Here is a 13306-nt window from a genome sequence, read left to right as displayed (position 1 = left end):
TGATTAAATTAATATCATAAATGTTATTTTATAGTTGAAAAATAAATTTTTAATCGATAAGTTGTCAAATGATAAAATCTTTTTAACAAAAAAATGACAAAGAAAATAAAATGTTAATTAACTGTCAGGTTAGAAATAATTATTCCCTTTTTTAGTTTAATTATGTTTAAAAGATTCCAAACAGGTTCTAAAAGCATTACGCAATTGACCAAAAACATCATATCAACTAACACGCTCATACTCAGGGTTAAAAGGACTATTTGGCGGTACTGGTGTTACTTTCTCACTTGAAAAAATATTAATTTGACCAAAATTTAATTGTGGTGACATATAAGAATATGAATCACCGTGAACGTCAAAAAATACTCTTAAATGTTTTAAATTTGGTACACGAATAGGCAAAATAACAAAATTATATAAATCTTGTTGATAAATATCATTATCCACTTTACCTTTAAAAACATACTTTGTATTACCAACATAATCTAAAAAACTAAAAGTAAAATTAGCAGTAAAAGTTTTAAAACGTTCATATTCAAAATAAAACATAAATCCTTGAATATAAAAACTCAAAGGTTTATCAATTTCAAAATTTAACTGTGTTTGAAAATTTATAACTCTCCTATCGTTATTAACAAAATTCAAATGATTAGTATTCTTTTCTGAAACATAATTATGATTAAACATAATACGTGAAAATTCATCCAATTGTTTTCTATTAAAAGTATAAACGCCAGACCCCATATTTATCTGTTGTTTTGGAACACCAACTGTATCACTATAATAAGAACATATATAAGTACCCTGATTACCAATATATTCACCACTAACTAATTTTAAATCCGGTTGGTCAATGTCAAAATAAGCAGAATTTCATGGTATTGTTGCTCAAGCATTAAAATCATTATACTTAACGTGTTTAATCATTTCTTTTTTAATATCATAATTAACAACATTAGGGTCATTTGAAACAATTAAACTAGTGGGTGCTTGAACAGAAGTATTTACAACAAAAAATAATTTAGCAAACTTAAATCACATAATTATTTACCAAATAAACATTTTAAAATTCACCATGAACCATAAAACAAAACAAATCCAATAAAAAACTGAGTTCCATAAACTACTAAATTTCATAAAATAGTAGTAAATTGGTCAACTGGACTACCTATAAACATAGTTCAATAATCAACTATACATTTATGAATCTGATTGTATATCTCTAAAACACTCATAACTAACACCTACCCAAACAATAGCCTAAAAATAAATTTAATACCACGATAAATAAAATTAAAAAATACACCTAATATCAACCAAAAAGTCAAATTAAACAAAATATAAACTTCATTAGTAATATTTGGTTGATTAAAAAATATTTGAATATCTCTACTAGAAAATATAAAAATTAAATGCAATATACTATTCACAAAATCACTCATAATTAATTGCCAACTCCTCAACCACTAAATGTTCCAGTAAATTTATTACCACCAGCACCACCTTTAAACTTACCTTGTTTTTTATTTTTTTCTTTTAATTTATCAATACGTTTACTATGAACCTTAGCAATTTTTTTACCAACAAATTTTGAACTACCTTTAATATTTTTATAACTTTGCTTTACAGTCCCCGATGTAGAAACTGGTTGAATATCAATATTTAAAAAAACTGACATAGCAAACTTTATTAAAAGAATGAAAACAACAAAAGTACCTAAATTAAAACCTAAATCTGCCATTGGCAAATTTCAAAATTTCATAAAAATTTCTCCAAATATTTCTAAGAACCTGTTTGGAATCTTTTAAACATAATTAAACTAAAAAAGGGAATAATTATTTCTAACCTGACAGTTAATTAACATTTTATTTTCTTTGTCATTTTTTTGTTAAAAAGATTTTATCATTTGACAACTTATCGATTAAAAATTTATTTTTCAACTATAAAATAACATTTATGATATTAATTTAATCAAAAATAAGTTAAAAAAGGTCCTAAACAGGTTCTAAAACTTTTGAAATAAAAGCAACACCCATAATAAACTACTCCTATATTATTTTTAATAATTTTAAAATTAATGAAAAAGTAAAAAGTACTAAAATAATTGCTAACAATGGTGCTGGCATTGAAACTATTTGTTGTGAACTATCACCAAAAATGAAACTTTTAATAACCAAAGACAAATTATGTAAACCAGAAAAATCAGTAATATAACTTTGCAAAATATTTTGCACAATATTATTTAAAGAAGGTAAAAGTTTACCTAATAAAGGAAAAACAAAAATTATTGCAAAAAATAATTTAATCATAACCATTACCTCCTAAAAATAAGTTTCATTTTTTTTCTATCTAAACCCCCTAATAATATGTCCAATAAATTCTTTAATAAACACTAATACCATCATAAATATTGGAATTAAAACCGGTCAATTTGTCATTATAGAATCACCAGCAAATACTCAATTAAAAACATAACTAAAAGATTCTAATAATTTTTGGCCAATACCTCCAATCATATCAATTAAAGCACTAAGTCCTTTTGGCATACTAATCACCTCCCTCCTCTAATTCTTTTCTTGCTCTTTCTTTACGTTTTTGTTCTTTACAATATCAACAATCGGGTTCAATTACTTCATGTTTTTTATGTTTAAATTTTCAAACTAACTTTTTAATAGAATCTTTAAAAAATCAAAAAGTACCTAACACAGCAATTATCACAACTATTCATTTAACCATTTTAAACACCACCTAACGTATAAGCATAAGAATAATCCCAATTTAAACTTGCTCTATCTAAATTAATCTCCGACATACTATCATCATTTAAATTAACATCAACCATACTGTCATTTGTACTTTGATAATCATTAACACTAGCATTAATTAATCTTGCTCTTTCATCAGTAAATACTTCTTGTAATTCTGTATTATTATGTGTATTTCTTAACGGTAACAATAAAGTATTTATAATCTCACTTGCACCGGCAATAATCGTAGGAATAGCAAAATAATTATTAAAATTATTATTAATACCCATAGCAACACCACTACTAATCAAACAACCACCAGTACCCGTATTCGCTATTTTACGTATAATTTCAAATCTATTAAGTATTAATTCAGTTAAACCACTAATAACATTTGCTATACCAAAACTATTTAAAGATATATAAGTATCTCAGTCTACAAAAGGTTTATTAACTATTGGACTAGGTGTTGGTATTGGGGTAGGAATTGGTGGTGGTGTAGGACAAGGTGGTCAAAAACATGGTTCATCTCTTAATAAAAAAACTGACTTATCTACATAATTAACAAACTTAGCATAATTAACTAAACCAATTGTTCCTAATCCTAAAAATATCTTTTTATAACTATTAATAACTTTATTTTTAGTAGTTGGTCTTTGATTAATATTTCATATATCAATTGCCAACTTCTTACTAAATAACAAAGAATTAATAGAACCTAAAATTGGGTCTTTTAAATATTGACCATAATAAGCACTAACTCCTACCATAGCACTTAATGGACTTAATCCTGTTCTTAAAATTTTAGTTAAAGTGGAATGGCAACACTTTTTAGGACTATTTTTTGGTAGACACTTGTTCTTGATATTTGATAGGAGTTAAGTAGTTTAAAGTGCTGTCGATTCTTATGTTGTTGTATCAATTGATATAATCAAATAATTCTAATTTTAATTGGATTAATGATGTAAAATTTTTATCATTAATAAATTCAGTTTTGAAAGTTTTAAAAGTTGCTTCAGCAACAGCATTATCATAAGGACAACCTTTTTTGCTTAAAGATCGAGTAATATTGAATGCTAATAAAAGATTATTAATAATTTTATTGTTAAATTCATTACCTCGATCACTATGAAATATTTGGATATCTTTTAGAACCTGTTTAGGATCTTTTTTAACTTATTTTTGATTAAATTAATATCATAAATGTTATTTTATAGTTGAAAAATAAATTTTTAATCGATAAGTTGTCAAATGATAAAATCTTTTTAACAAAAAAATGACAAAGAAAATAAAATGTTAATTAACTGTCAGGTTAGAAATAATTATTCCCTTTTTTAGTTTAATTATGTTTAAAAGATTCCAAACAGGTTCTTAAACAGCGATTTGATTGCATAAATGCTTGATATACTAGTAATGCATCTTTTTTAACTCCAACACTATGTCCAATAATTTCGCGGTTAAATAGGTCTATTAATAGGCAAATATAGTTTCATTTACCATTAACTTGAACGTAAGTTAAATCACTAACAATAACTTCATTTTTAACCCTATTATTAAAGTTTCTATTAACAAGATTGGTTATTTGACTATTATTGACTTTATTATGATGATTTTTGAATGATAATTTAGTGTATTTTGATATTAAATTATGCTTATTCATAATTTCTTTAATTTTTCTTCTTGATAAATAAATTTCTTGGTTTTCTAAAATTTTTTTTAATCTTCTAGTACCATAAACTTCTTTATTTTCTTTAAAAGCACTAATAACAGCTTCATCATACATATTATTTTGATTTTATTTTCTTTTTTCTTTAAGTTAAAATAATATGTTGATTTAGATATTTTCAAAAAACGACACATTGTGCGAATTTTATATTTAACTTTATTTTTAGCAATAATTTCTACTTTCTGCCTATTATTAGTGCTGCTTGCTTTAAAGTATCATTTTCCATTCTTAATTGTTTTAATTCTTTTCTTAATTTAATTAATTCATTTTCTTCAACAGAACGATTATCTTTAGTTTTAAAACTACCTGAATTAGTAAATTGCTTAATTCAATTATAAGTAGCTGCTCTTGTAACATTGTACTCTTTAGCAAGACAAGACACTGACTTACCGCTTTGATATAAAGCTACTATTTGTTTTTTAAATTCATCTGAATATGAGTTAATATTGGCCATAATTATACTTCCTTTCTTTTCACTAATTTGTTCACTTGTCTACGTAATTAGTGTCCAATAAAGTGTAACCCATCCACTTGCATTTTTATTTACCACCTTGATTTTTTTTTATTTTGTTTTCTTATTCGTTCCATTTCATTAGCAACTCTGTAACACATTTCACAACCACATACTCTTTCATAAGTTCAATCACTACACTTATGTCTCATAATTTAACTTACTTTCTTGTTGTCTCATTGCTTTATTTAAAGCAATATCTAATATACAATTTGGACAATAATAATTTTTAGTATATAAGTTTTGTAAAACTCTTTTGGGACAAACAACTTGGTCACAAAGTTTACATATATAAATTGCTAAATGAAATGCTTGTTCACATGAACAATTATCATTTTTAGCCATAATTTAAACTTAACTCCTAACATATTAATAATTATTTAAAATTACCCTTTTAATAAATAACTATTTTCAATTAGAAAGTTTTTTAATATTACCGCTTAAATCAAGTTCAAGTGAATAAAAATTGCCAACTTTTAAATCAACAGCAGATAAACAATTATTAAAATCACTAGCAAATTCCGGATTATATCATTTATCACGTGTTTGACCAGTTGGCACGCTTGTTTGTTTATTTATTTCTACAAACTTCAAAACATCAAACTTTAATGTTTTACCTTTATTATTTTTATCGGGAATAATACGCCCTTTTTCAATATTAACTAATTGAACTTTAAACATAAAAAAACTTAACCTCACACATTCATTAAATTAAAAACTTAATAAGTTAAGCATAGTAGGGTAAAACCTATACTTATTAATAATATACCATAAAAATATAAAATTTCAACAAAAAATAAAAAATGAACATTAGTAAGAATGTGTGTAATCACTAATGTTCAATAAACATTATATATATATATATATATATATACAAGTATTTTATTAAAAATAAAAATTTTAATTTACTTTCTTTTATTTATATTTTTCCAAAGTTTTTTCATAACATTTTCCACTACAATGAGATAAATACAAAGCACTATCAATAGTTTTTATAGTAAATTTTTCATTACAAACCATACAACTTTTATGATTAATCATTTTCAATTTTCCTTTCAAATATAAATACATCAAATTTATATTTGAATTATACTATATAAAAACTCATAAATATTATAAAAATTAATGTAAAACTCTTTTTTTAAAATCTATTTTTTCAACTTTATTACCAAAAACTTTCTCTGCCCAAGTTAAAACATCTTTATCTCTTTGAATTAAATAACCGATTTCACTAGTCCGTAAATAATAATTATGCGATAAAGCACTTAAATATACATAACGTTCATAATCTTCATACTCATTAAAATAATCATTAACAACAGTGCTTTCAATAATACCACCAATCATAACAGTATCCCCATTATTATCTCTTTGAGTTTTAAAATAAAATACATTTGTTGCATTAAAACTTGCTTTAATTATATCTTCGATTGTCATTTTTTTAATTCCACGAACTATAATAGGATTTTTACAATTAAGACTAAAAGAATATGCTTTTATTCCTATATCTGTTTGATTTATAGATTTAACATCATCTAAGGATTTTGTAACATATTTACCTAAATATTTAATAACAAATTCATTTGTACCTTTACGAACAACTCTTAAATCAATGCCCTTAGCATTACCAGCATGTGGTCATCAATCACGTATCATATTATATGGTATCTTTCTATTAAAAATTATATGAAAATGTACTGCTCCACGGTCTTGATATTCATAAACATACATATATTTTAATTCACCCATATATTTAGCACGCTTTGGGTCATTTCACCATTTTTTTAATTTAAGAAAAAACAAACGAATATCTTTTTTTGATTGTTTAACATCTTGCATATTTTCTTTATAAGTTAAAGTAACAAAACTCAACATTTTACTATTATAAAAATTATGTAATGCTTTTTGAATTAAATTATTTTTAGTACGAACAGTATTATTTCTTAATTTTTGCTTATTACCAACATAACATTTACCTTTTTTATTTCCAATATTATTTAAAAAAGAAATAGGTAATACTACATTTTAACATAACAAGCATAAAAAATCTTTTTAACATAAAAATCTTGCTGAATATCCATATATAAAATTCACACATTCTAGGTTTTCAAAAAACCAATTTTATACATTTTAATAACAAACAAATCTTATCATAAAAAATTATAAAAGCAAACATAAACAAAAACGATACTTAACTAAACAAAAACGATACTTAACTTATAACTTAAAAAAGAACTTATTTAATATGCAAATTATTAATATTGAAACATATTGTAAAGTACATTTAATACACATTATTTATTTAAGTTTTTTAGTTTTTGCTAATTTCAAATAAAATGTTTATAATTAAATCAACACTTTTTAATGACTAAAGTGTTATAAAATATATAATTATTTAAAAAATAGAGGTATAAAATTATGAATAAATATTTAATTTTTTTAAGTGTGATACCACCTTTAACTTTTTTAGGAAACAATATTAATAATAAAAATATTGAAAATACTGTACTAATAAATAAATTAGAAGAAAATAATACTTCATTCAATAACCAATTTAACTATTTAAGCAATAGTGAGTGAATTACTAATCAATCAATAACAGATCATAAATTTTATAGTTATGATACATTATCTTTAGCAAAATACACTTTTCCTAAAGCAAGGAATACTTTTTTAGTAGATAACTATGGTAACCTAGTTTATAACCCTAATATAAATATTCCTGATAAAGATAAAGTAAATATTGAAAATACAAAACAAGAAATGAACAGCCACAAAAAAGTAACTATTATTAAAGATGATTATAATCCATATAGTAAAAGTGAATATTCTGATTCATACTTTACTGGTTATAATAATTGAAAATATATTCAACAAGGTGATATTGAAAAACATATTGATATTTCTAATCAAGCAGGTGCTGATAAAGTTGAACATAGCAATAATCTAAATGAAACACTAGGTTTATATTATATTGCTAAAGCAACACATGATAATAAAGTTAGTAAGACAATAGCTAATAACTTAGCAGTGTATTTTATTAATCAAACTAGTTTAAAAGGGCAAATTAACAATCAATTAAATAGTAACATTATTAATTTAATTATTGATAATCAAAATGTTTATAATTTTTTGAATAAATGACCACTAACATTAACTACTAAAAACTATTCATTAAATTGAATTTTTGATAAAAGTAATAATCTAGTGGCTATTTATTATAATAATTGAAAAAACACTAATAATATTATTAATGATAAAATAAATTATTCTTTTTCAGATTGACATAATGGAACATCAATCGCTACTGATAATTCTAATGTTTATAATATTCTTAAGTGAAGCAATTACGCGAGATACTGAAATACCTTCACTAATATGTATCCAACTTTTTCTTTTATTAATTCATATTTCAAAGTATCAACTTCAACAGGAATTAAAAGTAGTCCAACACTAGCAACTAATACTGCAAAAATTGAACAATATAAAAACCCCGGTAATGCTAATGTTCTTTTTATTGCTTATATTAATACTAAAGATGGTGGAGGATGAGGAACAGAAATTGCTCTTAATTTAGATCTTTGGCATGATAATGATAATATTTACTTTCAATGGTATTGTTTTTTAAATTCTTCATTTGGTCGTATGACATATGTTAACATTGCATTAAACAACATTAATTTTCATAACATAATGAACAATTAATAACTTTATTTACAATTTTTAATTAATAAACAAAATTAATAATAAGGACAAAATAAATTTTGTCCTTATTATGATTATAAAGATATATTTTTTGTTATTATAATAATTTAAGTAAATCTATTCGAAAAAATTTATCTAATTTTTCTCATCCAAGATCACGATTTTGTTCAGGAGTCATTATTCAACGACCAAAAGCTTCTGGAAATAAATCAATATATGATGTTCTTCCATATCAATTTCTAACAATACCATAACTTAAAAGTTTTTGATAAGATTTATTATTAATCTTAGTTCCGTTTGCTAATGATGAAATCATATATTTTCTTGCATCAAAATTATTATTTTGTTTATTACGAATTAAAGAATCCAAAATATGACCATATTCATGTACCATAACTTCCATTCCATACTTTATATCTCTAAAAATATCTGTATCAAGTATTATTTTAGTATTACACATATTATCATTACAAGAACCAAAATGTGCTTCTCCTGACATATTTATTTTTAGATTGTTCTCACAACTTTTGATCTAATTCAATTTTTTCTAACATTTTAAAAACATTATTTTTTTCCATATAATTGAGCTAAAATATTATAAAACCGACATATTCCTGTTTTTAATTCATCAATATTTGCATTTATATGATAATTACTAATTGTTTTAATAAATGATTCAAAATCAATTTTGCCATCAAATAAAAGATGATGATCATTAAATTGTTTTTTTAAATCTTCAAAATCTTTAAAATTATCATTATTATTTTCTAACTTTTTAAAAGCATTATTTGATTCTTCACTTGCTTTAAATTTAACTTGTTCATTTAAAATATTAATAAAATCATTTACAGCAGGTAAATTTTTAAATTCATTATCATTTAAAATATCATTTTTTCCAAATAAAATTTCTTGATGATGTTGATAAGAGTAAGTAGGAACTTGTTTATCTCTTATATTCAAATCAGGAACAATATAATCTAACGTTACAAAAGTTCTATTAGGACTATACTTAAGCTTTACTGTTCCAATATAGATATCTTCATTTATTGAAGTAATTATTGCTTCATTTTGATTAGTAACAATTTTAATTTCCAAACTAGTTACATCTATATTATATTTATTACTAAAAATATCTATAATTTCTTTTTTTACTTTTTCATCATCATTTATAGTAGTTATGTCTTGTCCAATATAAATTTTACCTAAATTTCTTTTTCCTTTAGGAAAAATTATTTCTAAGTTTTTTTTCTTTTCAATTTCAATTTCTTCTTCAATATTTTCTTCCATTTCAGAATTATATAAAATACCAGTAGTTGCACCACTAATTAAAACCGCAGAACTAATTATTCCAGCAATAATTTTTGAATTTTTATTTTTTTTAGACATATAATACTCCTCCATATTTTGATTTCAGAAATAAGTTCTTTATATTCTTGCCTTTGATATCAATAGATATAGACTAGTATTGTTTTTAATTCTAATTTGTTTTATTAACAATTAAGATGAAAATTGTTTTAGAAATCTAAAACAATCAGTAAAAATTTTTAAAATTAGTTGATAAGGGCTATTGATAATAGTATAAATTTTATTAATAATCAAAAAATTATTGATTAGCACACTCTGGGCATTTCATAATTTTTCTTGCTGTTTTTGAGTTTGAAGCTAAATCATTACCATTAATTTCTTTATTACAGCTTGAACAATGTAACACTTTTCTTTTTTTCATATCTCAATCTCCTTTATCTTTTTTTATTAATGCTTAAAATTATAGCATCATTAATAAAAAATGCTTTTTTGATGAAAACAAAAAGGTAGTTATGCCACTCATCAATTAATAATTTTTATAAAATTTGATAATAATAACTATTATAATATTTTTTTCTTATTATTTATGTTGAAAATAAATTCTAAAAATATTATTAATTATTTATTAAAAATTGGTTTAATACTATTTTCAACCAAAATTATAAAAAAAATATTGGATAATGTATTGTCCAATATTTTAAGTTATTAATAATTATTTTATGACTTATTTACTATTAACTATTCATAAAATAGAACCAAACGCCATGATAATATGTGGTAAAGCATTAATATAAGTTCATGTTGACTTATAATCTACATCTTTGCCAACAAATAAACCAATAACTATTATAACTGAAAGAAATGATATAAATAGTGCTCATAGTCTTGATCATAATCCGGGTTTAACTGAAAATGGTATTAGAATATAAATAATACCTATTATAACTAATGTAGCTCCATTTTCATTTCAGCCATAGAAACTATAAGTTATAACTCCCGCTGCATACAATAAACTAAAAACAATAATTCATACAGCACCAATTAGCATTAATATTTTAGGTAAAGTTAATAACTTAAGACTTTTCATTTTTTTCCTCCTTAAATATTTGTTTTACATTAATTGTGATTTTAGTATTTTTTTAAGATTATTAATATCATCAATTGTAACATTTTCTTTTGTCCTATTAATTAAAAACCCTTTTTCACGAATATATTTTGGAATAATATGAACATGATAATGAAATACTTCTTGAAATGCTTCGCTACCATTATTAGTTAAAATATTAAATCCTTTAATTTCGGGAATAGTTTTTATTAGCAAATTAGCAATTTTATGAGTTGTGATACTAACATCGCTCACTATTTTAGGTGTAGTATCAATAAAAGTTTCAAAATGTTGCTTTGGAATTACTAGAATGTGTCCTTTAGTTAAGGGATTGATATCCATGAATGCTGCTGTATTTGTATCTTCAAAAATTAAGTTATTTGTATCTTTAACAATTGTACAAAAAATGCATGCTTTATTTGTCATATATTTCACCTCAATTTACTTTATAAGTAAAACTTAAAATATTAAGTATTATTATGGATAAAACTCTTTTACCTTATTTCAAAACTCTTCTTCATATATATTATTTTTTGGAATATATGTTGGAAATAAATTTTGGGCAGCGATTTTAAAGTTTTCAGCTGCTGGTGAATCTTTAGTTTCAGAATCAGTAGCAGATATAGAATATAACATTTGTCAAAATATATTTCACTTTGTTTCTTGGGTAATAGTGCTTTCCTTACCATCAGCTCTTATATACTTAGAGAAATCTGTCTTAAGACTAGCATTACCACTAATGTTTCATGAATGAATTAAATTACTAATTTCTGGAACTCAGCCTTCGTTTTTATTACTTAAAAAACTAAAATCTAAATTTTGTAGAAGGTTTAGGAAATAAATAGGAGCAGAGTAAGTAAATGTAGCAATATTATTATTCGTAGTGTAATGTAATCCACCATTAGATACTCAACTTGTAGCCAATTGATTATTAGTTGCAGTACTTAAGAAACCATTAGCACCAAAATTAGGATCAATTTCACTAATAGTTGAGGCATTACCGCTTGTTAATTGAGTAAAAAAATCAGAATTTAAAGTTTTTCCTTTTCCTGAATCATCATCTTTAACAATTGATTCTCACTTTGGAGGTTCAGAAGGACTACTATTTCATTTTTTATCAATGCTTTGCGCATTTGCTAAATCAGTAGTAAAGTTTCAATTTACATTATAGTTACTCTTTTGTCAACCAGTAGTATCTTGTAATTGACTTATGTAAAGATTATTTGTTTGGGTTGAAATTATAGGTTTACCTGCTTCATTATCTTTAATATCAATAATATTGTCTAAAATATAAGACATTGTAAATAAAGTTTGATTTAATGCTGGTAAAATTTCATATTGATAATATTGTTGATAACGAAAACGTAATCATCATTGGAAACGTTTTAAATATTTTGAATAAGTTGGAATATCAGTACCAGAAAGACTTTTTTGTGTTTTATTAATACCAGCACTACTATTTCATTTTTTAGCATCATTTGGTAATAATTTACCAATTTCATTACTATAATTGTCATCTGGATGTTTAGCAATGGCAGCTAATTGTTCATCAAAAGCAGCATCTTTATCACCATAATCTTTATATAAACTATCAGGAGTAAATATTTGATCAGGATCATTAACTTTACCAGTATCTTTATTTTTTTCTTTATAAAAATCTACATTTTGATAATTAAATTTACTTGTACCATCCTGATGTCAACTTTGATTTTGAAATAATAACTCATTATTATCTGCTGCTGATACTTTATCTAGTGAATTGGCTGTATTAATACCACTTAAGTACTTTTGAGTTAATAAACTTAATCCTAAATCATCTTTAAGTTTTATAAAAGCTTTATTGGCTTCTCCCATTATTGCAGTAGTACCATCTGCATTTTTTGTGTCTTCACTATAATGAAGTTTCTTATGAAAAAATTCATAAAATTTTTGCTGAGCAATTGTTCCTTCAACATCTTTTAAAATAAAATCAAGACCTTGTGAATAAGTATTCTTAAACTGAGCAGAAATCGTTTCATTAAAATTTACTCCTAAAAAATTAAATAATACACGATTTTTATAATCATCAGGAATTTTACCACTAGGTAAATTACTCATATCACGTTCATTATCACAAGCAACTAATAATAATACAGGGCCAGATAAAAGAGTAACTGAAGTTAATAATGGTAAAATCTTTTTTCTCTTTTTCATTTTTTATATCTCCC

Annotated in this window: 22 protein-coding genes; 1 reads left to right on the top strand and 21 read right to left on the bottom strand. The window is 23.6% G+C overall.

The window, feature by feature from the left end:
- Positions 1-156: 156 nt before the first annotated feature.
- The 15 genes from ACXUB0_RS07310 to ACXUB0_RS07240 all read right to left on the bottom strand — a co-directional run bounded on the left by ACXUB0_RS07310 (position 157) and on the right by ACXUB0_RS07240 (position 6859).
- A complete protein-coding gene (locus tag ACXUB0_RS07310; protein ID WP_458258264.1) occupies positions 157-1041 on the bottom strand; it encodes a hypothetical protein in 885 nt (294 codons plus the stop codon).
- 2 nt (positions 1042-1043) lie between these two features.
- Positions 1044-1235 carry a hypothetical protein gene (locus ACXUB0_RS07305; RefSeq protein WP_458258263.1) on the bottom strand — a complete coding sequence of 64 codons (192 nt, stop codon included), beginning with the start codon at positions 1233-1235 and terminating at the stop codon, positions 1044-1046.
- 209 nt (positions 1236-1444) lie between these two features.
- On the bottom strand, positions 1445-1762 hold the full coding sequence (locus ACXUB0_RS07300; protein WP_458258262.1) for a hypothetical protein: 318 nt from the start codon (positions 1760-1762) through the stop codon (positions 1445-1447).
- Between the two features lie 286 nt (positions 1763-2048).
- Positions 2049-2309, bottom strand: a complete 261-nt coding sequence (locus ACXUB0_RS07295) for a hypothetical protein (RefSeq protein ID WP_338956747.1) — start codon at positions 2307-2309, stop codon at positions 2049-2051.
- Between the two features lie 36 nt (positions 2310-2345).
- Positions 2346-2546 (bottom strand): hypothetical protein, encoded by a 201-nt coding sequence (locus tag ACXUB0_RS07290; RefSeq protein WP_458257623.1) that lies wholly within the window; start codon positions 2544-2546, stop codon positions 2346-2348.
- 1 nt (position 2547) lies between these two features.
- Complete coding sequence (locus tag ACXUB0_RS07285) at positions 2548-2736, bottom strand: hypothetical protein (protein ID WP_458257624.1); 189 nt, start codon at positions 2734-2736, stop codon at positions 2548-2550.
- Position 2737: 1 nt separating this feature from the next.
- The gene (locus ACXUB0_RS07280) at positions 2738-3517 is read right to left on the bottom strand and encodes a hypothetical protein (protein WP_458258261.1); all 780 of its coding nucleotides are present in this window, start codon (positions 3515-3517) and stop codon (positions 2738-2740) included.
- A 67-nt stretch (positions 3518-3584) separates the two neighbouring features.
- Complete coding sequence (locus tag ACXUB0_RS07275; protein WP_458258805.1) at positions 3585-3803, bottom strand: IS3 family transposase; 219 nt, start codon at positions 3801-3803, stop codon at positions 3585-3587.
- Positions 3804-4086: 283 nt separating this feature from the next.
- On the bottom strand, positions 4087-4530 hold the full coding sequence (locus ACXUB0_RS07270) for an IS3 family transposase (RefSeq protein ID WP_458258260.1): 444 nt from the start codon (positions 4528-4530) through the stop codon (positions 4087-4089).
- Positions 4464-4607: a hypothetical protein gene (locus ACXUB0_RS07265; RefSeq protein ID WP_458258259.1), complete on the bottom strand. Its 144-nt coding sequence runs from the start codon at positions 4605-4607 to the stop codon at positions 4464-4466. The genes ACXUB0_RS07270 and ACXUB0_RS07265 overlap by 67 nt, the downstream gene beginning before the upstream one ends.
- A 41-nt stretch (positions 4608-4648) precedes the next feature.
- The gene (locus ACXUB0_RS07260; protein ID WP_458258258.1) at positions 4649-4927 is read right to left on the bottom strand and encodes a transposase; all 279 of its coding nucleotides are present in this window, start codon (positions 4925-4927) and stop codon (positions 4649-4651) included.
- Positions 4928-5125: 198 nt separating this feature from the next.
- Positions 5126-5329 (bottom strand): hypothetical protein, encoded by a 204-nt coding sequence (locus ACXUB0_RS07255; protein ID WP_458257399.1) that lies wholly within the window; start codon positions 5327-5329, stop codon positions 5126-5128.
- Between the two features lie 60 nt (positions 5330-5389).
- On the bottom strand, positions 5390-5665 hold the full coding sequence (locus ACXUB0_RS07250) for a hypothetical protein (protein WP_458258257.1): 276 nt from the start codon (positions 5663-5665) through the stop codon (positions 5390-5392).
- Between the two features lie 234 nt (positions 5666-5899).
- Positions 5900-6025 carry a hypothetical protein gene (locus tag ACXUB0_RS07245; RefSeq protein ID WP_458258256.1) on the bottom strand — a complete coding sequence of 42 codons (126 nt, stop codon included), beginning with the start codon at positions 6023-6025 and terminating at the stop codon, positions 5900-5902.
- An 81-nt stretch (positions 6026-6106) separates the two neighbouring features.
- Positions 6107-6859: a rolling circle replication-associated protein gene (locus ACXUB0_RS07240; RefSeq protein WP_458258255.1), complete on the bottom strand. Its 753-nt coding sequence runs from the start codon at positions 6857-6859 to the stop codon at positions 6107-6109.
- Between the two features lie 543 nt (positions 6860-7402).
- On the opposite strand from ACXUB0_RS07240, the gene ACXUB0_RS07235 reads away from it, so the two are divergent.
- Entirely contained in the window at positions 7403-8689 is a 1287-nt protein-coding gene (locus ACXUB0_RS07235; RefSeq protein ID WP_458258254.1) for a hypothetical protein, read from the top strand.
- A 97-nt stretch (positions 8690-8786) separates the two neighbouring features.
- Here ACXUB0_RS07235 and ACXUB0_RS07230 read toward each other — a convergent pair whose 3' ends face one another.
- The 6 genes from ACXUB0_RS07230 to ACXUB0_RS07205 all read right to left on the bottom strand — a co-directional run bounded on the left by ACXUB0_RS07230 (position 8787) and on the right by ACXUB0_RS07205 (position 13292).
- Positions 8787-9188 carry a hypothetical protein gene (locus ACXUB0_RS07230; protein WP_458258253.1) on the bottom strand — a complete coding sequence of 134 codons (402 nt, stop codon included), beginning with the start codon at positions 9186-9188 and terminating at the stop codon, positions 8787-8789.
- Positions 9189-9253: 65 nt separating this feature from the next.
- A complete protein-coding gene (locus tag ACXUB0_RS07225; RefSeq protein WP_458258252.1) occupies positions 9254-10075 on the bottom strand; it encodes a hypothetical protein in 822 nt (273 codons plus the stop codon).
- A 217-nt stretch (positions 10076-10292) separates the two neighbouring features.
- Positions 10293-10415 carry a hypothetical protein gene (locus tag ACXUB0_RS07220; protein ID WP_256468302.1) on the bottom strand — a complete coding sequence of 41 codons (123 nt, stop codon included), beginning with the start codon at positions 10413-10415 and terminating at the stop codon, positions 10293-10295.
- Positions 10416-10718: 303 nt separating this feature from the next.
- The gene (locus ACXUB0_RS07215; protein ID WP_458258251.1) at positions 10719-11081 is read right to left on the bottom strand and encodes a hypothetical protein; all 363 of its coding nucleotides are present in this window, start codon (positions 11079-11081) and stop codon (positions 10719-10721) included.
- 24 nt (positions 11082-11105) lie between these two features.
- Positions 11106-11525 carry an HIT family protein gene (locus tag ACXUB0_RS07210; RefSeq protein WP_458258250.1) on the bottom strand — a complete coding sequence of 140 codons (420 nt, stop codon included), beginning with the start codon at positions 11523-11525 and terminating at the stop codon, positions 11106-11108.
- Between the two features lie 51 nt (positions 11526-11576).
- Positions 11577-13292, bottom strand: coding sequence for a hypothetical protein (locus ACXUB0_RS07205; RefSeq protein ID WP_458258249.1), 1716 nt, complete (start codon positions 13290-13292; stop codon positions 11577-11579).
- Positions 13293-13306 lie beyond the last annotated feature (14 nt).

This window comes from Spiroplasma endosymbiont of Dactylopius coccus (assembly GCF_977110965.1).
The sequence above is the reverse complement of the archived record's forward strand: the minus strand, read 5'-3'. Positions and strand labels throughout refer to the sequence as shown.